Source organism: Streptomyces lydicus (assembly GCF_001729485.1).
In the GTDB taxonomy this organism is placed as follows: Bacteria; Actinomycetota; Actinomycetes; order Streptomycetales; family Streptomycetaceae; genus Streptomyces; species Streptomyces lydicus_D.
Map to the genome: position 1 here is coordinate 647,593 of NZ_CP017157.1, position 19,657 is coordinate 667,249.

The 19,657-nt window shown below is 73.1% G+C and carries 13 protein-coding genes; 7 read left to right on the forward strand and 6 right to left on the reverse strand.

Going from position 1 to position 19,657, the window contains the following annotated elements:
• Positions 1 to 309: 309 nt before the first annotated feature.
• Positions 310 to 1,152, forward strand: a complete 843-nt coding sequence (locus tag SL103_RS02915) for an IPT/TIG domain-containing protein (RefSeq protein WP_069567170.1) — start codon at positions 310 to 312, stop codon at positions 1,150 to 1,152.
• 154 nt (positions 1,153 to 1,306) lie between these two features.
• On the opposite strand, the gene SL103_RS02920 is transcribed toward SL103_RS02915, so the two are convergent.
• On the reverse strand, positions 1,307 to 2,317 hold the full coding sequence (locus SL103_RS02920) for a tyrosine-type recombinase/integrase (RefSeq protein WP_164492745.1): 1,011 nt from the start codon (positions 2,315 to 2,317) through the stop codon (positions 1,307 to 1,309).
• A gap of 874 nt (positions 2,318 to 3,191) precedes the next feature.
• Between SL103_RS02920 and SL103_RS02925 the strand changes: the two genes are divergently transcribed.
• The 4 genes from SL103_RS02925 (at position 3,192) to SL103_RS02940 (ending at position 12,078) form a co-directional block, all read left to right on the forward strand.
• The gene (locus SL103_RS02925; protein WP_069567172.1) at positions 3,192 to 3,398 is read left to right on the forward strand and encodes a DUF5988 family protein; all 207 of its coding nucleotides are present in this window, start codon (positions 3,192 to 3,194) and stop codon (positions 3,396 to 3,398) included.
• A gap of 78 nt (positions 3,399 to 3,476) precedes the next feature.
• Entirely contained in the window at positions 3,477 to 4,811 is a 1,335-nt protein-coding gene (locus SL103_RS02930) for a beta-ketoacyl synthase N-terminal-like domain-containing protein (RefSeq protein ID WP_208869805.1), read from the forward strand.
• Positions 4,812 to 4,845: 34 nt separating this feature from the next.
• Positions 4,846 to 11,187: a type I polyketide synthase gene (locus SL103_RS02935; RefSeq protein WP_079145531.1), complete on the forward strand. Its 6,342-nt coding sequence runs from the start codon at positions 4,846 to 4,848 to the stop codon at positions 11,185 to 11,187.
• 363 nt (positions 11,188 to 11,550) lie between these two features.
• On the forward strand, positions 11,551 to 12,078 hold the full coding sequence (locus SL103_RS02940; RefSeq protein ID WP_244303826.1) for an ATP-binding protein: 528 nt from the start codon (positions 11,551 to 11,553) through the stop codon (positions 12,076 to 12,078).
• A gap of 148 nt (positions 12,079 to 12,226) precedes the next feature.
• Here the strand turns inward: SL103_RS02940 and SL103_RS02945 are convergent, their stop codons facing one another.
• On the reverse strand, positions 12,227 to 13,639 hold the full coding sequence (locus SL103_RS02945) for a transcriptional regulator (RefSeq protein WP_069567173.1): 1,413 nt from the start codon (positions 13,637 to 13,639) through the stop codon (positions 12,227 to 12,229).
• 725 nt (positions 13,640 to 14,364) lie between these two features.
• On the reverse strand, positions 14,365 to 14,550 hold the full coding sequence (locus tag SL103_RS02950; RefSeq protein WP_069573325.1) for a hypothetical protein: 186 nt from the start codon (positions 14,548 to 14,550) through the stop codon (positions 14,365 to 14,367).
• Positions 14,551 to 14,823: 273 nt separating this feature from the next.
• Here SL103_RS02950 and SL103_RS02955 point away from each other — a divergent pair, with 273 nt between their 5' ends.
• Positions 14,824 to 15,501: a GAP family protein gene (locus SL103_RS02955; protein ID WP_069567174.1), complete on the forward strand. Its 678-nt coding sequence runs from the start codon at positions 14,824 to 14,826 to the stop codon at positions 15,499 to 15,501.
• A gap of 11 nt (positions 15,502 to 15,512) precedes the next feature.
• Here the strand turns inward: SL103_RS02955 and SL103_RS02960 are convergent, their stop codons facing one another.
• The 3 genes from SL103_RS02960 to SL103_RS02970 are packed head-to-tail and all read right to left on the reverse strand — an operon-like array spanning position 15,513 to position 18,362.
• Positions 15,513 to 16,733, reverse strand: a complete 1,221-nt coding sequence (locus SL103_RS02960) for a cytochrome P450 (RefSeq protein ID WP_069567175.1) — start codon at positions 16,731 to 16,733, stop codon at positions 15,513 to 15,515.
• Between the two features lie 13 nt (positions 16,734 to 16,746).
• On the reverse strand, positions 16,747 to 18,138 hold the full coding sequence (locus tag SL103_RS02965) for an NAD(P)/FAD-dependent oxidoreductase (RefSeq protein WP_069567176.1): 1,392 nt from the start codon (positions 18,136 to 18,138) through the stop codon (positions 16,747 to 16,749).
• Entirely contained in the window at positions 18,135 to 18,362 is a 228-nt protein-coding gene (locus tag SL103_RS02970) for a ferredoxin (protein WP_079146171.1), read from the reverse strand. Before SL103_RS02970 ends, SL103_RS02965 begins: the two co-directional genes overlap by 4 nt.
• A 435-nt stretch (positions 18,363 to 18,797) precedes the next feature.
• On the opposite strand from SL103_RS02970, the gene SL103_RS02975 reads away from it, so the two are divergent.
• Entirely contained in the window at positions 18,798 to 19,637 is an 840-nt protein-coding gene (locus SL103_RS02975) for an SDR family oxidoreductase (protein WP_244303827.1), read from the forward strand.
• Positions 19,638 to 19,657 lie beyond the last annotated feature (20 nt).

Here is a 19,657-nt window from a genome sequence, read left to right on the forward strand (position 1 = left end):
GGTGCCCTGGCGTCAAGGCCGTTGTCGGGCGGCAACACGTCTGGATTACTGGTGGTGCCTGGTCGGTGGGCCGTCCATCCCCCTCGGGCTTCAGCAGTCGGTCCGCCCGCCGCCCCTCGTACGGGGCGGTGGGGGGCCGGCCGGTAGCACGGCGGCCCCGCACACTCCCCAGGTGTGATCCGGCCGGATGTGCCCGCCCGGGCCGTTCTCCCGTACGGCCGGCTGCTGCCAGTGCCCGGACTCCGAGGACGCACCGCGTCCGTCGCGAGCGGAGCCGGGCAACAAGCCGCAGACAGCAGGAGGACTTCCATGTCCACACCCACACCCCAACTGATCTCGCCGGTCCAGCAGCCGCACCTCCCGCCGCCCGGGCAGGGGCCCGTGCTGCTCGCCGTGCTGCCGAACTCGGGGCCGACCTCGGGTGGCAACACCGTGACCCTGGTCGGGCTGGGCCTGGCCGGCACCACCACCGTCCTGTTCGGGGGCACGCCGGCCACCATCATCGGGCAGGACCTCGTCGGGCTGACGGTCACGGTGCTGCCCCCGGCGCACGCCGCGGGTGCCGTACAGGTCACCGCGACCAACGCGGTGGGCACCACCAACCCGGTGACCTACGTCTACGTGGTGGGGACGCCGCCGCTGCCGCCCACCGCCACGGTGATCGTCCCTGTCTCGGGGCCGACCGCGGGCGGTACCCCGTTCACGATTCTCGGGACCAACCTGCAGGGCGGGACCGTCACCTTCGGCGGCACCCCGGCCACCGTCCTCGGTACGGACCCCAGTGGCGCGGTGCTGTTCGGCCTCACCCCGGCCGGCCCCCCCGGTGGCGGCAACGTCCCGGTCGTCGTGACGACCCCGGCCGGCACCGCGACCGTCCCCGGCGGATTCACCTACCTCCCGCCGGCTCCGGTGGTCACCGTCCCGGTGACGCCGGCCTCGGCGACCGCCGGCTCCACCTTCTCCCTCTCCGGGACCAATCTCTACGGTGCGACCGTGCTCTTCGGAGGCACGCCCGCCACCGGGGTCACGGTCAACGGGACCGGCACCGCCGTCACCGGGACGGTCCCACCCGGCACCGTCGGGTCGACCGTGACGGTGACCGTCCAGACCGCGGGCGGCACCGCCAACGCCGGCACCTTCACCTACCTGTGAGGTGACGGAGAGCTCTCCGGGCGGTAGCCGGCCCGGGGACGTGACGCCGGATCCCGCGGGCGGCTGGATGTCCCGCCGGTGAGGAGGCGGCCGAGGGCTCCGGTGCCGTCACCGCTCGGAGGGCGCAGTACGACCGACCCGGCCCCCGCCCGCTTCACGGGCGGGGGCCGGCTCCTGGCCGGGGCTCCCCGCCGTCCGCCGTCGCCGCGGGGGATACGCCGCCGGGCGGCAGATAGCCCCGGACGGCCTCCGGCGACGGGCGCTCGGCGACCTGGCACAGCACGGGCAGCGGAAGCCCGGCGTCCGCCATCCACGTCAGCCCGGTGTGCCGCAGGTCGTGGCGCAGCAGATACGGGTGCCCGAGGTCGACCACGACGTCGTCCCAGCCGGTCGCCTCGCGCAGAACCGCGGTGGAGAACCGGCAGCGGGCCGGGCCGGTGAACAGCCGGGCCTGCGGGGTGTGCCGCGCCGCCTCCAGCCGCCCGGCCACCAGCACGCGGGCCGCGGGCCGCAGCGGCACCGTCCGCCGGCTGCGGCCGCGGGACGCGCAGTCCACCAGGCCGCCCGGCTCGGACACGGTGCGCCGGCACACCCGCCAGGTCCAGCTGTCGGTGTCGATGTCCTGTGCCCGGAGGGCGGAGACCTCGGAGAATCGGGTGCCCGTCCAGGCGGCGAAGCGCACGATGTCGCCCCAGCCCCGGTAGCCGTCCGGGGACCGCTGGACGAGGCGGGCCGCCAGCCGGTCGAGGGCCTCCGGGCCGGGCAGCGCCAGCTGCCGCGGGGCGGCGTGCTCGGCCTGGGCGCGCTGGAACTCCTGCTGCCAGCCGGTCACCCGGGCCGGATTGGCGTCCAGCAGGCCGTCGCGGACGGCCTGCTCCAGGACGCGCACCAGCACGGCGAGGCTGTTCTTCAGCGTCGACAGGCCGCACTCGTCGGTGATCCAGCAGTGCAGCGCGCGGTTGACGACCCGGCGGGTCATCCGGCGCACGTGGACGTGCCCGATGCTGGGCAGGACGCGCAGCCGCCACCCGGCCCGGTAGGGCGACATGGTCAGCGGCTCCAGCCCTTCTATCGCGGCCTCCCACCGCTGTTCCCCGTACTCGGCGAGCGTCATCGTGGGGATGTCGCAGGCGCGGGAAGACCGGCACACCGCATCGAACGTCATTATCGAATGGCCCTTGTCTGAGGGGGAGTTGCCGACGGTCCGGTGGTGGGGGGAAGCGCGGGGGCCTCGTGCGCGCGGAACCGGTCGGAGACCGGTGGGCACTTCAATTTGCCTTACTGCGCGGCGTGTTCGGCCCGGGACGGTGTCCCGGCGCGGCAAACGCCGGCCGGCGGACGCTCTACGGGTGCCGGGCACCCCGTGCGTGAATGCCGAGCGGCGCGCGCAATGCTGTAGACGGCCCCATTTCGCGGTGGAGCGGAAGAAGTGCGCAAGTCGGCGCTGCATCAGTCATGAGCGAATTAAAGACATCGACCAATGCCGCGGCGCAAGTTGGTACGAGTTTCCAGATTTCGCGCTGCTCCGAACGGGTGGCCTTAGCGGTTGACTGTTGTAGGCCGTCTATGGGCCGTGGATAACTTGACACATCCAACCGGTGGGCCGCCCACCCTCTCCGGGGAGCGGCATCTGGCCTACTCGTTGGCCCGGCCCCGTGCCTGGTTGCGGTCAGACCGTGGTGCCGTATGGGCGTCCCCGGTAGAGGGTTTTGGATCCGTCAGCCGGTGCCGATTTCGGCACCGGCTGATCGGCCCCCCACCCTTCGACCGAGGGGGCGTCATGCGATCGAATACCGCCGGCCGGCGGGGGAGCGGCAGCTGCGCCCCACTCCCGGCCCGCCGCTCGAGCCGCCGCCCACACCCCTCCCGCCCGGTGCCGCTCCGCAGGCCACGCCGGGTCGGCCGGCGCCCCCTTCCCCTCGGCAGCCGCCGCTCGCGGTGACCTCTTTGCAGGTTCCCCCGCCGCACATCTGTATCCGGATCAGCCGTCGTTCCGGCTGAGCTCAGCACACCCTGAAACGAACACCGGAGAGTGCAGCATGGCGCGAAGAAGCATCGTGATTCTCGTCGACGAGCCCGGGGGAAAGGCCCTGCCGCAGAACTCGCGCGAGGATCTCCGGGACCCGGTAAGGCTCGTGCGCGGCAATGGCTACGAGCGTTTCGAATTCTACGGCGAATACGCCGAGTTGGACGGTGAGCAGGTCCCCGTCTATCGCTGGCATTACCGCACGACCATCGCCGAGTAGGCGTCGTGCGGCACCGGAAGAGCACAGTTCGCAGAGGAGCGGGAACATGTTGATCCTCGTGAGGGACGGAGTCCTGTCGTGAACCGAGAAGCCAGGAACCTCGAAGAGTACGATCCGGACCGGAGCGCCGTGGTGACCGGCGTCGGATTCTGCCTGCCGGGCGCGGAGAAGCCGGTCTTCACCGCCGAAGAAGCCTGGGAAGTCGCCGTCAACGGTCAGTCCTGTCTGAAGTACGACGAGGTCTATTACGGCTCCGTCGGGCTGACCCAGGAGATGTTCGACGAGCGCTTTCCGGACCTTCCCCCCTTCTTTTCCCGGCATTACACCAAGGCGCACAGATTCGGCTTGGTATCGCTCGCGCAGGCATGTGCGGACGCCGGGCTGAATTACCGCGACGGGGCGCTCGGCGAGGCCGCGGTCCTGGTGGGCCGCGGCGGTGTGGACGCGAATGTCGAGAGCTATCTCTCGGTACTGCGCGCCGACCCCGCCACGACCACCGCACCCGAGGCGATGGAGCTGTTCGTCGCCGCCCAACAAGCCGTCACCCCCTCCGACGTCGCGCTGGTGCAGGCCGCCCTGACCCGCTCCAACGGCCCCTGCTACACCGTCTCGTGCGGCTGCGCCTCGTCCGCCGTGCAGATCGCCCACGCCAAGCGGATGATCGCCCGCGGCGAGGTCGACATCGCCGTCGTGACCGGGGTCGACGTCTTCGACATGCGGCTCATCCAGAACATCCAGCGGCTGCTGCACGGCGCGCAGCAGACCTACGACGCGCTGCGCACCCCGGACATGCCGGAGCTGGTGCCGTCCTTCCTCTCCCTGATGCGGCCCTACGACCGGCGGGCCGACTGCATCAACCACGGGGAGGGCTCGGCCACCCTGGTCATCGAGAGCCGGGAGCACGCCACCCGGCGCGGGGCGCACCTCTACGGCCAGGTGCTGTCCACCGCCATGACCCGGGACGGGCTGGCCAACCCGCTGGCGTGCGACGAGACCGGCAGCGAACTGGTCGCCGCGGTGCGCCGCTGCCTCGGCGACCGGTGGCACCTGAACAACGTGCCCTACGTGCACGGCGGCAGCGACGGCAACGTCGTCGTCACCGCCTTCGAGTCCCAGGCCGTCCGGGAGCTGTACGGGCCCGACCGGCGCCCGCTGATGACGTCCCAGGAGGGCTGCTTCGGCCACAACGGCGCCCCGGCCGGCTGCGTGGGCGTCGCCCTGACGCTGATGATGATGGAGTACGGGCAGGTGTGCCCCACCGCGAACTGCGAACAGCCCGCCGACGGGCTGCCGTTCGACCCCGTTCCCGGCGTGCGGCCCCGCCCGCTCGACTTCGACTACGCGCTGACCTTCAACTACCAGGTCGGCGGCGTGAAGAACGCCATCCTCCTCGGCAGCAACCAAGCCGTCTGACCCCGGCCGGACCACGCCAACGTACGGAGACGCGATGACCCACCCCACACCCCACCCCGCACCCGGGCCGCACACCGGCGGCAGCTCCGAGCCCCTCGCCGTCATCGGCATGGGGTGCCGGCTGCCCGGGGACATCCACACACCCGCGGCCCTGTGGCGGCTGCTGGCCGAGGGCCGCGACGCGGTGGGCGACCTGCCCGCCGAGCGCCGGCGACTGGCCCCGGGCGGTTCCCTCGGCCGCGGCGATCCCGGGAGCGAGCCCCCGCGCCAGGGCGGCTATCTGCGCGAGGTCACCGGGTTCGACGCCGCGTTCTTCGGCGTCGCCGGCCGCGAGGCCGACGCCCTGGACCCGCAGCACCGGCTGCTGCTGGAGGTCACCTGGGAGGCACTGGAGCACGCCGGACTCCCGCCGGAGCGGATGCACGACACCCCCACCGGCGTCTTCGCCGGCATCAGCTACGCCGACTACATGGACCATCTGGCCGGCGGACCGCAGGAGTTGGAGGGGTCGATCCTGACCAACGGGCACTGCGTGGCCGCGGGCCGGATCTCGTACCTGCTGGGGCTGCACGGCCCGTGCGTGGCGCTGGACACCGCCTGCTCCTCGTCGCTGGTGGCGGTGCACATGGCGGGCCGGGCGCTGAACGCCGGGGAGTGCGACCTGGCCCTGGCCGGCGGCGTCACCCTCACCTTCCACCCCCGCATCACCCGCTCGTTCGCCAGGATGGGCATGCTGTCGTCCAGCGGCCGCTGCCGGAGCTTCGACGCCGGCGCCGACGGGTTCGTGCGCGGCGAGGGCTGCGGCGTGGTGGTGCTCAAACGCCTCGACGACGCGTTACGGGACGGCGACCGGATCCTGGCGGTGCTGCGGGGCTCGGCGACGAACCAGGACGGTTCGTCCGACGGGCTGGCCGCGCCCTCCGCGGACGCCCAGCGGGCCCTGTACCGCGAGGCCCTCCGCCGCTCCGGGGTCGACCCCCGCGACGTGGGCATGGTCGAGGCCCACGGCACCGGCACCCCGGTGGGCGACCCCGTCGAGTTCGCCGGTCTCGCCGACGTCTACGGGGACGGGCCGGGCCGCTGCGCCCTGACGTCGGTGAAGACGAACGTCGGGCACCTGGAGCCGGCCGCCGGCGTCACCGGCCTGATCAAGAGCGTGCTGTGCCTGCAGCGCGGAGCCGTACCGGCGAACCTGCACTTCCGGCGCTGGAACCCGGCGATCAGCGCGGCGGGCACCCGCTTCTTCGTCCCCACCGAACTCACCGCCTGGCCGCTGGCCACGCCCACCCGGCTCGCCGCGGTGTCCTCCTTCGGCTTCTCGGGGACAAACGTCCACGTGCTGCTGGAGCAGGCCCCGCAGCCGGCCGCCCCGCGGCGCTCCGCGCCCCCGGCGCCGGCCGCCCCCGAGGTGTTCCTGCTGGGGGCCGGCTCCCCGGACGTCCTGCCCGCCGCGGCCGCCGGGCTCGCGGACTGGGTGGAGGGCAGCGAGGGCGCGAACGTACCGCTGCGGGACCTCGCGCACACCCTGGCCCTGCGGCGCTGCGCGGGCCGCGGCCGGCTGGGGCTGGTGGCGTCCGGGCGGCGTGAACTCGTCGGCGCGCTCCGGGCGTTCGCCGACGGCCGGCGCCACCCGGCGGTGCTGACCGGCGCCGTGGGCGCGGCCGTGCAGCGGCAGCCGGTGTGGGTGTTCTCCGGGCACGGCTCCCAGTGGCCCGGCATGGGCCGCGGCCTGCTGAAGAGCGAACCGGCCTTCCTGGACGCGCTCACCGAGGCCGACGAACTCATCCGGGCACAGAGCGAGGTGTCGGTGCTCGACGTCCTGCGGCGCGGCAAGCCCGTGCAGGGCTGTGGCACCGTGCAGCCGGTGCTGTTCGCCCTCCAGGTCGCCCTCGCCGCCACCTGGCGCGCGTACGGGGTGGAACCCGCCGCCGTGATCGGCCACTCGATGGGCGAGGTCGCCGCGGCCGTGGTGGCCGGGGCCCTGTCGCTGGCCGACGGGGTCCGGGTGATCTGCCGCCGCTCCGGCCTGCTGAGCGACATCGCAGGTACCGGCAGCATGCTGAGCGTCGGGCTGGGCGCCGACGCGGTCCGCGAGGAACTCGCGCACGGAGCGGCCGAAACCGTCTCGGTGGCCGTGCTGTCCGCACCCGACTCGACGGTGGTCGCCGGGCGGACCGCGGAGGTGAGCCGGCTGGCCGCCGCCTGGGAGGCCCGCGGCGTCCCGGTCTTCCCGATCGCCGTGGACGTCGCCTCGCACTGCCCGCTCGTCGACCCGGTGCTGCCGGCGCTGCGCACGGCGCTGGCCGGGCTCACCCCCCGGCCGGCCGAGGTGCCGTTCTACTCGACCGTCGTGGACGCCGGGACCACGCCGGCCTTCGACGCCGACTACTGGTGCGACAACCTGCGCCGCCCGGTCCGGTTCGCCGAGGCGGTGGCCGCCGCCGCGGCCGACCGGCACCAGGTCTTCGTCGAGCTCTCGCCGCACCCCGTCGTCGCCCACTCCGTCGAGCGGAGCCTGGACGGGCTGGCCGGCGCCCCCGTGGTGCTGCCCACCCTGCGCCGCGAGGAGGACGAACCGACCACGCTGCGCACCCAGCTCGCCGCCCTGCACTGCGCCGGCGTGCCGGTCGACTGGCGTCGCCTCTACGCCGACGGGCAGCTCGTCGACGCCCCCACCCTCACCTTCGACCGCCGCCACCACTGGGCACACGCCCCGCACCCCGCGGAGCCGGCCGGGGCCGCGGTCGCCCCGCTGCCCGGCCGCCACACCGAGGTGCCCGGCGAGCCGGCGCGGCACTGCTGGCGCGCCGACGCGGGCACGGAGGCGCTGCCCTGGCTCGCCGACCACCGCGTGCACGGCAACGCGGTCCTGCCCGGCGCGGCCCACTGCGGGACGGCGCTCGCCGCCGCCTGCGAGGTGTTCGGCGCGGCCCCGCACGAAGTGGAGGTCACCGACGTCCACTTCGAGCAGCTGCTGCGCCTGGACCGGCACACCGAGCTCAGCACCGTCGTCACGATGACGGCCCCGGACCGGGCGCACTGCGAGATCCTGGCCCGGGGCGAGGACGGCGGCTGGGAGCGGCAGGCCGACGCGGTGCTGCACCGGCTGACCGTACGGCCGGAGGAGCGCGCGAGATCCGTCGACGCGCTGCGGATGCGACACCCGCTGCCGCTGGACCCGGCCGATTTCTACGAGAGCCTGCGCCGGCGCGGACTGGAGCACGGCCCGGCCTTCACCGGCATCACCGGGCTGCGCTCCGTGCGCCACCACGACAGTTACGTCGCCGAGGTCGCGCTGCCCCCGACGGCGAGCGATCCCGCGCCCGGGCTGCCGGTCCACCCCGTACTGCTGGACCTGTGCGCCCAGTTGGCGGTCGCACCGCTGATGCACGAGGACGACCAGTCGTTGGTGCTCCCGGTGGGCATGCAGGCGGTACGGGTCCTCGGCGACCCCGCGACCGCCGCGTACGGCCACGCGCACATCAGCGAGAACGCGCCGGACGCTGTCGTGGCGAACGTCCGCCTCCTGGACGACGCCGGCACGGTGGTCCTCGCCGCCAACGGCATCCGCTTCGCACGACGGGCGGTGCGCGACACCCCGGCCGCCGACGACTGGCTGCTGGAGATCGGCTGGCAGCGGGCGACCCGGCCCGCCCCGGACGGCGGCGGTATCCCGGGGAGCTGGCTGCTCGTGGGCGAGGCCGACGGCGCCGCCCGGGTGCTGGCCGCCGCGCTGCGCACCCGCTGCGCCCGTACGAGCGTCTGGGACCTGCCGCTGGACGACGCCGGTCTCGACACCTTCCGCGACACCCTCACCGAGCGGCTCGCCGCCGGCCTCGAACCGCCGCGCGGCGTGGTGCTGGTGTGCGGGAGCCCGGGCGGCGCGGACCCGGTCGGGCAGTCCCTGCGGCGCACCCGCCGGCTGCTCGGCGCCGTGCAGGCCGTCACCGGCACCTCGGCCGCGCCGCGGCTGTGCGTCGTCACCCGGGGGGCCCGCGACGTCGAGCCGGGCGACACCGTCGACGTGGGCCAGAGCGCCCTGCGCGGGCTGGTGCGGGTCGCCGCGCTGGAACACCCCGAGCTGCGCCCGGTGCTGATCGACGCCGATGCCCGGCACGCCGACCCGACGGAAGTGGCGCTGGAGCTGCTGGCCGACGCGGATGACGACGAGGTCGCGCTGCGCGCCGGCGGCCGTTGGGTGGCCCGGCTGCGGCCCGCCCCGCAGGCGGCCCCCGGGAGCCGGGCCGCGACGCCCTGCACCGTGCGGCACGGCGTGGACGGCTTCCGGCTGCGCGCCGGCCGGCTGGGCGACCTGTCGAGCCTGGAGTACGCCGTCACCGGGCGGCGGCCGCCGCGGGCGGGCGAGGTCGAGGTGCGGGTCACCGCCGCCGGCCTGAACTTCCGCGACGTGCTGACCGCCATGGGCCTGCTCCCCGGCGACGGGGACGTCCGCTACCGGATCGGGTTCGAATGCTCCGGCGTCGTCAGCGCGGTGGGCGCCGGCGTGGACCGGCTCCAGGTCGGCGACGAGGTGATCGCCGTCGATCTGCGGGGCGGCGCCTTCGGGTCGTTCCTGACCGTGCCGGCCGAGACGGTGGCGCCGGTCCCGTTCGGCGTCGACCCGGTCGCCGCGGCCGGACTGCCGATCGCCTTCGTCACGGCCTGGTACGCGCTGCGCCACGTGGCACGCCTCACCGCCGGGGAACGGGTGCTGATCCACTCGGCCACCGGCGGCACCGGGCTGGCGGCGATCGCGGTGGCCCGGTCGCTGGGCGCCGAGGTGCTGGCGACGGCCGGCAGCGAGGACAAGCGCCGCTACCTGCGGGGCATGGGCATCCGCCACGTCATGGACTCCCGGTCGCTGGACTTCGGCGAGCGCATCCGCGAGGTCACCGGCGAGGGCGTCGACGTGGTGCTCAACTCGCTGTCCGGGGCGGCCATCCGCACCGGTCTGGAGACGCTGCGCCCGTTCGGCCGGTTCGTGGAGCTCGGGGTGCGCGACATCCTCTCCGACGCCCCGCTGGGCATGCTGCCGCTGCGGCACAACGTCACCCTGCGCACCGTCGACCTGATCGAGCTGCGGCGCCACCGCCCCGGCGTGTTCACGGCCGTCTGGCAGGAGGTGCTGGACGAGTTCGAGGAGGAGCGGCTGAAGCCCCTGCACTGCACCGAGTATCCGCTCGCGGAAGCCGCCACGGCGTTCCGCACGATGGCCGCCGCGGACCACGTCGGCAAGCTCGTCCTGACCGTGCCCAACGGCGGTGAGGCGCGCGCGGTGCTGCCCGAGATGGACCTGCCCGTGCAGGAGGGCGGCGCCTACGTCGTCACCGGCGGGCTGCGCGGCCTGGGGCTGGCCACCGCGCAGTGGCTCGCGGAGCGCGGCGCCGGCCACCTCGTCCTCAACGGCCGCTCCGCGCCGTCCCCGGAGGCCGCCCGGCTGATCGCCGGGCTCGGCGACGACACCACCAAGGTCTCGGTGGTCCTCGGCGACATCGCCGAACCCGGCACCGCGGAACGGCTGGTGGCCACCGCGGCCGCCGACGGATCGCGGCTGCGCGGCATCGTGCACTGCGCGATGGTCCTCGACGACGCGGTGCTCACCAACGTCTCCGACGAGCAGCTGGCGAAGGTCTGGCTGCCGAAGGCCGTCGGCGCCTGGCACCTCCACCAGGCCACCGCGGGCAGTCCGCTGGACTGGTTCGCGGCGTTCTCCTCGATGGCCTCGCTGCTGGGCAACCCCGGCCAGGGCGCCTACGCCGCGGCGAACTCCTGGCTCGACGGCTTCGCGGCCTGGCGCTCGGCGCAGGGCCTGCCCACCCTCGCGGTCAACTGGGGCCCCTGGGGCGAGACCGGCGTCGCCACCGACTTCGGCCGACGCGGCTACCGCACCATCCCCACCGACCAGGGCATGGCGGCGCTGCACAGCCTGCTGGCCCGACGGCGGGTGCAGACCGGTGTGCTGCCCGGCCCGCCGGAGACCTGGCTGCCCTCCGCCGGCCGGCACCTGCCGTTCTTCAGCGCGGTAGCGGACCCCGGCGAGCGGCCGGCGGACCGGCCGGCCGCCCCCGGCGCCACCGAGGACCTGCCCGCCCGACTCGCCGCGCTGCCCGCCGGGCTGGCGCGCCGGGCCGCCCTGGAGGACTTCCTGGCGGACCACGTCCGCGCCGTGCTCAGGCTGGGCGACGGCCCCCTCGATCCGCAGACCCCGCTGAAGTCACTGGGATTCGACTCCCTGCTGGCCATGGAGCTGCGCGGGCGCGTGGAGCGTTCCGCGGGCGTCACCCTCGCCCGGGACTTCGTCTGGCAGCACCCGACGCTGGCGGCGCTCGCCGAGGGCGTCGCGGGCCTGCTGGGGCTGGAGCTGACCGCCACGTAACGGCGGCCGGCGCGCATCATCCCGCGTTCGGCGGGCACCCGACCGGTGCCCGCCGAACGCCGTGCTGTCCGGGCGTACTTCCGCGTGCTCCCGCAACCGATCCCGCAACCGACCCCGGCGCAGATAACCCGGCAATGCGGCAATTCCTCGCGCATACGCAACCGTTTTCTTGCGCTGATATTATTTCACTTCCCAATATTCGCGGCCGCGCTCAATGCTTCGTAGCGCGCCTTCCGGAGCGCCCTCCGTACTGCTTGAATGAATGACGGAAAGCCAGAAATGAAATCCCGGAACGCATCGATTTTCCGGAAATCCAAGACGTGATATCGGGGGTCCCGCGAGGCACCTACGAAAGGGGTAGTCGTGTTACCCACCATGCACGGGGCCGACGTCATACTGACGGCCCGGCACATCGACACCTGGCCCGAGGCCAGGAGCGCGCTGGTTCCCGCCGACGGCTGGCGCACGGCAAGCCGGCTGTCCATCGGCCTGCCGCCGCTGGAGCGGTCCGTACCGGTCTGCCGCGTCCTGGCCCGCGCCTGGCTCGACGGGCAGCGGATCCACGGTGAGGACACCCGCCACCTCGTCCTGCTGGTGCTGTCCGAGCTCGTCACCAACGCGATCCAGCACTCCGCCAGCATGCGCATCACCTGCCGGCTGCGGAAGGCGGGGCACCTGCTGCACATTGAGGTGCACGACAACGGGGGCACCCCCTGGGTACCGCGGATGCGCCGCCCCGGCCAGGGCCAGGAGCACGGCCGCGGACTGGAACTCGTCGCCAGGTCAGCCGTCCAGTGGGGCCGCCGGGTGGAGGCCGGCAACGGCTGCACCGTCTGGGCCTCGCTGCCGCTCACCGCGGGCGTGTGCGCCGACCGGCCCACGCCGCCGTGACGGACGTCCGATGAGCGACCCGCGCCCGCCGGCTCCGCGCACCGCCCGGAGCCGCCCCGACAGCCGACGGCCAGGCAGTACCGGTTCCGCGCCACCTCCCCCGCGGGACGGGACGGTCCTCCTGGCCGTCGGCGCCGCCACGCCCCCGTCACCGGCCGGACGCACGCTGCAGCGGCACCCGCGTCTCGCTCTCCTGCACCAGCGCGTCGAACGCGCAGGCCGGCTCGGTGTCCCGGTAGGGCCGCAGCTCGGCCCGGAACGACTCCAGGTACCGCTCGCCCAGCGCCGACCGCATCCTGCCCAGCAGCGCCAGCGCCTGCTCACCGGCCCGGCACGCCTCCTCGACGTCACCGGCCTGCACCAGCGCGGACGCCAGCAGCAGCAGGTCGATGGCCCGGCGGCGCACGCGGGTCCGCGGGTGCCGGGCGAGCGCCTCGGTGGCCCGCCGGGCCGCCTGGCGCGGCTGCTGCAGATCGCGGTAGCAGTGCGCCAACTCGTCGGCCAGGTAGGCCCGGTCGAAGTGCGCGATCCATTCCGGGGTGTCACCGGGCGCGGCATGCGTCATCGCCTCCAACGCCTTGTCCCCCAGCATCCCGCACATCCGGGCGTCCCCGAGGAGGGCGTAGCCGCGGGCCTCGGCCACGTAGAACAGCGCCTGCGCGGCCAGCGGCGCCTGCCCCCGCGTCCCTTCCTGCGCGGCCCGGGCCAGCTGCACCGCCTCCCGTGCGCACCCGGCGTCGACGGCGAGATGGCTGAGCCCGGACGCCAGCACGTAACCGCCGTAGCAGCGGTCGTCCGCCGCCTGCGCGAGGCGCAGCGCCTGGATGTAGTACCGCTGCGCCAGGCCCGGTTGGCCGGTGTCCAGGGCGGTGTACCCGGCGAACTCGGTCAGCCGGGCGGCCGCGGCGAACAGCTGCCGCCCGGTGGTCTCGCCGTAGCTGCCGGTCATCAGCCCCGACAGCACGCTGTTGAGGCACGAGACGACCACCGGACGCACATAGCCGCCGCCGATGCGGTGGTCGAGCTCCACCAGGGCCTCGGTGGTCGCCCGCACCAGCTCCACCTCGGTCGTCCCGGCCCGCGGACCCAGCCGCCGCTCCCGTGCCACCTCCGGGTCCACGGTGCTGATCAGCCAGTCCCGGCTCGGTTCGACCAGTGCGGAGGTGCCCATGGTGGCGCCGGACAGCGCGTCCCTGGACTCGGCGTCCATGTGCCACAGTTCGCGCACCTGCGCCAGCGCGTCCTCCACACCCGCCGCGAAGTGCAGTCCGACCCCGCAGGTCACGCTGTTGCCGTTGGCCATGCCGATCTCCTCGGTCGACACCGTACGGCCGAGCTTGCTGCTGAGCGCCTCGGCGATGATGGCCGGCACCCGGCCGCGGGGCCGCTGCCCTCTCAGCCACCTGCTCACGGATGTCTTGTCGTACCGAAGGTCCAGCCCCTGCTCCTGCCCCAGGACGTTCACCTGCCGGGCCAGCCCCGAGTTGGACACCGCGGCCTCCTGGATGAGCGACCGCAACTGCTGGTTGATCTGACGCGCGACGAGGGGTCGGGCGGCCATGGTGCGCCTCCATGCACATGCCTCCAACGGTTCACGTTGGCATATCCAGTGATACCGGAACTGGACAGGTCAATACCCAAGAATCAGGCACGAATCGCCATGACCGGAGTCAAGTCGCCGCCACGACGTCGCGCACAGTGGCGAAGGAGTGCGGCGCGGCTCCAGGCGTCCCCCGGTGGTGTCCGCCCGCCCGCGCACGCCCATTGAACGCTCCCGCGCCGGCGCTCCCCACCTCGCACAACATCCCAGGTCAGCGCGTCGCCCGGCCCCACCGGCCCCGCCCCGCCCCAAGCGCACACCCGCCCGCAGAACGGCCGTACGTCCCCGCGCCCGCACCGCGAACAAGGCCGGGGGCAGGGCCTCACCCGAACCCCTCCAGGGCCTCGTACGGGTGGCCCTTCATCGGGTGGTCGAGCTCATCGACTTCCCCGTAAAGGACGTTCAACGCCCCCAACGGAAAACCGTCCGCGCACCTCCCCCGGACGATTTCCTCCGGCACCTCAAGGGAGCCGAGCCCGAAATCCCACCGCTCCGGCGGCCCCGCAACTCCCGCAACGCCTCCGGCATTTCACGAACCCACAGGTGCATCGCGTGCCGCACGTCCCCGTTGCCGGCTGTCCCTCGGCTCATACGGGCACTGCGGGGGCGGGTTCTGACACCCGCCGTGCGTGAACTCGGGCCTTACGGGCAGCAGTTGCCGCCTTCGATGCGTCCCCGCGCGGCGCTCAGCAGCCGTTCAGCGCGAACCCCGACGCCGCCGACCCGCCGCGCACGGCCGCCGCCCACGCGTCCAGCAACTCCTCGTACCGGGCCTGTTCCTCCGGCCACAACGGCCGGCCACGACGGACGGGCGCGACCATGAAGGCACGTATCGCCTCGTTCGCCTCATCAGGTGTGACAGGGGTGACCATGGCGCGAACGGTACAGCTCGGCACTGACAACCGAGGCCGGATTCCACGGAGTCACGCGAACGGCCCCGTACGGGTCTCCGGGCGTCCCGTGCGCGGCCCTGCGGGTCTTCGGGGTGGCGGTCACCCGTTCGCCACCGGCGGGTGGAAGCCGGGCCCGGACGCCCCCACGATGGCGAAGAGGGCTGCGCCCGAACGAGGGCCAGGCATCCCGGCTGCCGGCCAGCCGACATGGGCAGTCCGCTTCGGATCATCCGTCTCTCCCCGGAGGCCGCAGTGGGACACGCTGTCGGTGATGTGCTGGGCCTGGCCGCGGGCGTCGCGGTCAGCCCGCTCCCGATCGTGGCGATCATCCTCGTCCTGGCCACCCCGCAGGGGCGCCGCAACGGAACGCTGTTCGCGCTCGGCTGGGTGGTGGGGCTCGCGGCACTCGGTGCGCTCATGCTGGCCGTCGGTGGTACCGGCGGCGCCTCCGCCCACAAGCACCCGGCCACATGGGTCGGCGCCCTCAAACTCGCCCTGGGCGCGCTCCTCGTCCTCTTCGGCGCCCGGCAGTGGCGGCGCCGCCCCAAGGACGCCTCTCAGGCGCAGCTCCCGAAGTGGATGGCGGCGATCGACCACTTCACCCCCGTCAAGATCCTCGGCCTGGGGCTGCTGCTCTCGGCGGGCAATCTCAAGAACGCGCCCCTGACCATCGCCGCGGGAGCCTCGATCAGCTCTGCCGGCCTCCCCGTGCCCCAGCAGATCGGCACGCTGGCGATCTTCGTGGTCATCGCCTCGCTCGGAGTGCTGGCACCGCTCGCCGTCTACGTGGTCATGGGCGAGCGCGCCAGAAGCATGCTCGGCAGCTGGCGGGACTGGGCCGCGCGGCACAACGTCGCCGTCCTGGCCGTCCTGTTCTTCGTGCTCGGCCTCAAGCTTCTGGGCGACGGCATCAGCGTCCTCGCCGGGTGAGGCCGTCGCGCTCAGCCGGCGCCCTGCTCGATGAGCAGATGGACCGGCCCGCGCAGAACGGGGCTGCGCCGGTACGGTGGCGGGTCGGTGACCAGCCTGGGCCGGTCCAGGCGGCGTACCAGCTCGGTCAGCGCGATGTGGGTCTCCCGCCGGGCCATCGGCCCGCCGAAGCACAGGTGGATGCCGCTGCCGAAGCCCAGGTGCTGGTTGTCACGCCGGTCGGGGTCGAAGCGGTCGGGATCGTGGAAGCGGTCCGGATCGCGGTTGCCCGAGGCCAGCATCAGCATGATCCGCGAGCCCTTGGGGATCACGGTGTCGGCGACGGTGATGTCGCTGTACGCCGCCCGCCAGGGAATGATGTGCACCGGCGGCTCGTAACGCAGCAGTTCCTCGACCAGCGGCACGACGAGGTCCGGCTCGTCGCGCAGGCGTTGCAGCACCTGCGGATGGCGCAGCAGCGTCAGCATGCCGTTGGTGATGAGGTTGACGGTCGTCTCGTGACCGGCGATCAGCAGCAGATTGGCGGTGGAGATGATCTCCTCGTCGGTCATCCGCCCGTCGGGCCCGTCGTCGTTGGCCAGCCGTGACAACAGGTCGTCGCCCGGACGGCCGTGGCGCTCCGCCAGCAGCCCGCCGAGGTACTCCCGCAGGTCCTTGCGGGCCTGCATGCCCTTCTCCAGCTTTTCCTTCGGATCGGTCCTGGGGTCGTAGTCGATCGAGTTGATGAGGTCGTTCACCCAGACGTGGAACCTCGGTTCGTCCTCGCGCGGCACGCCGAGCAGGTGGCAGATCACGTTGACGGGGAACGGGTAGGCGAAGTCGTCGACGACGTCGATCTGCTCCTTGCCCGCGAAGCCGTCGATCAGGCCGCTGACGGTGGTGGTCAGGACGGGTTCCAACCCGGTCACCAGCCCGGGGGTGTGCGGGGGGCCGAAATGCCGCATGGCCATACGCCGCAGGCGGTCGTGCGCGGGCGGGTCGAGGTTGATGAACGCCGGCGTGGCCTGTTCCTCGGCTCCGGCCGTCGGATGCGAGAGATTGCGGGTGTCCGAGCTCAGGTGCGGGTTGTGCAGGAGGTCGGTGAGCTCGCGATAGGTGCTGACGACGTAGCTGCCGTCCTCCTGCAGGGCCACCGGCGTCCTGCGCAGCTCGGCGTACAACGGGTACGGGTCGGCCCGGGAGGAGTGGTCGAGGATCCGGCGCAGGGTGTCGGGCTTCTCGGTCGTGGTCATCTGGCGCTCCCTCCTACCGGTGCTGGTACGCGGCCGTGACGCGCCGCTCACTCGGGTCGTGGCCGGTGACGACCACGGTGGCGCCCTGGGCGAGCAGGGCGGGCCCGGGGAAGTCGACGGGCGCCGGTTTGCTGTCGGCGGGCTGGTCGGGCGTGGGACAGGGGGGCGGGAAGGGGGCGGCCGTCTCGATCAGCTGCCGGTAGTGGTCCAGCCACTTCGCGCTGTTGAAGCTCACCGCCGCGGTGACGCGGCCCCGATAGCCGTACGCGGCGACGAAGCGGCGGTCGGGCACCGATCCCTGGGTGACGACCACCTCGTCGGCGAAGGTCGGCACGCCGACGGACTTGATGTTGACGCCGAACTGGATCGACCAGAACACCGGGATGGTCAGGTGGGGCCAGCGGTCCGCCTGGCCGCTGACCATGTTGTGCGCCGCGACCTCGGCCTGCTCCACGGCGTTGGCCCAGTGCTCCAGCGAGATGAGCCGGTACTCGTAGATCGGGTTCGGGCAGCGTGCCACGTCGCCGGCGACGAAGATGTCATCGGTGATCAGGCCGTTGAGGTCGAGCGCGCGGCAGCCGGTGTCGCAGGCGATCCCCCAGACACCCGCCGCCAGCCCCGAGCCCCGCAGCCACTCGGTGTTGCGGATGCCTCCGAGGGCCACCACCGCCACGTCGGCGTCGATCGTGGTGCCGTCGTCGAAGTGGGCGCGGCGAAGCCGTCCCTGTGCATCGCCCTCCAGCCGGGTCACCTTGACACCGCAGCGCAGGTCCACGCCGTGCGCGCGCTGCATGTCCGCCGCCACCTCACCGATCATGGCGCCGAGCGCCCCGACCAGCGGGGCCGGCGCGAGTTCGGCGACGGTCACCGGGATGTCCCGCTCGCGGCAGATGGAGGCGATCTCGGAGCCGGTGAATCCCGCACCGATGACCAGTACGCGGGACGGCCCGGCGGCGAGGGCCCGTTGCAGGCCCTCGGCGTGTTCGCGGGTACGCACGACGAAGACCCCGTCCAGTGCCGCCTCGCTCTCCACGAACCAGGGCCGGGCCCGCACCCCGGTGGAGATCAACACCCGGTCGAAGGGCACCTCGCGTCCGTCGGCCAGACGCACGTGGTTGGTCGCCAGGTCCAGCCCGCCGGCGGGCACACCCAGCAGCCACTCCGCGTCGATCTCACGACGCCGCGGCAGCTTGGTGCCCCCGGCCGGCACCCACCCGGTCAGTACCTGCTTGGACAGCGGAGGCCGGTCGTAGGGCTCGCCCAACTCGTCGCCGATCATGGTCAGGGAGCCGGCGAACCCCTCGTCGCGCAGCGTCTCCGCGGCCCGCAGCCCCGCCAGCGACGCCCCGACCACCACGATGCGGCCGTCGCGTTTGAACGCCTGCAGATTGTCGGCGCTGGTCATGACGGCGACGCCTCCGCCGGTGCGTCCCGCTTCTCCAACCGGTCGACCAGAATCGCCTGGACCGGGCAGGCGGCCGCGGCGCGCAGCACCTGGTCGCGCCGGTCGTCGTCGGCGTTCGGGTCGTACATCAGCGCTTCCTCGCCGTGCATCCGGAACACGTCCGGAGCGAGGAAGGCGCACTGTGCGTACCCCTGGCATCGGGAAAGATCAACGACCACTCTCATCCGGGCCTCCACGGGGACTGCGGGCTGCGGGACCGCAAGCCGGCGCCACTTCGGGGTGCGGAGCGCGGGACGGCGGGAGAGCGGGGGTGAGCGAGAGACGAAGGAGGTGGCCGTTGCCACCTCCTCGTACCGCGTGGAGGTGCACCGCGCTCGTCGGGATCGCCGCAGAAAGAATTCGGTTATCGCGTACAAGGCGACCGGCGGGTAAGTCCGCCCGAAGATCCTGACCTTCGTGACAAACAGCCTATCCCGCGCACACATCGCCTGCACGCGGGGAAAGGGCCGCAGCCGCCGGCGCCGGAGTCAGCCGATCGGCGCATTCCGCCCGCGCCCGGGGTGTGGCCCGGGCTCCCGGGTGGTTCGGTGTCGACAGGGGCCGACCGCAGCCAGCAGCCGCACGAGGCCGAGGTCAGCCAGTCGAGGAGGAGAACCGGTGTGAGCGTGACTCAGGGAGCCCCCCAGGGCGTCATTCCCGCGCGTCTGCTGCAAGGCCAGAAGGCACTCGTCACCGGCGCGAACTCCGGCATCGGCAAGGCGACGGCCATCGGTCTGGGACGCGCCGGAGCCGACGTGGTCGTGAACTACGTCGCCGGGCGCGCGGAGGCCGAGCAGGTGGTCGAGGAGATCTCCGGGTTCGGCGTGCGCGCGGCGGCGTACGAGGCCGATGTGTCCCAGGAGGACCAGGTCGCCGCGATGATCGAGCGGATGGTGGCGGAGTTCGGGACCATCGACATCCTCGTGGCCAACGCCGGGCTGCAGCGCGACGCCCCGTTCACCGAGATGACGGTGGCCCAGTGGCAGAAGGTGCTGGACGTCAACCTCACCGGTCAGTTCCTCTGCGCTCGGGAGGCGACCAAGGAATTCCTGCGGCGAGGGGTCGTCCCCGAGGTGTCGCGGGCCGCGGGGAAGATCATCTGCATGAGCTCGGTGCACCAGCTCATCCCCTGGGCCGGTCACGTCAACTACGCGGCCTCCAAAGGCGGCGTGCAGATGATGATGACGACGCTCGCCCAGGAGCTCGCACCCCACAGGATCAGGGTCAACGCCATCGCTCCGGGAGCCATCAGAACGCCCATCAACCGCAGCGCCTGGGACACTCCCGACGCGGAGAAGGGCCTGTTGCAGCTGATTCCCTACGGGCGGGTCGGTGACCCCGAGGACATCGCCCACGCGGCCGTCGGGCTCGCGTCGGACCTCATGGACTACGTGGTGGGCACCACTCTCTACGTGGACGGCGGCATGACCCTCTTCCCCGGTTTCGCCGCCGGCGGCTGAGCCGCTGCGCTCCCCGGGGC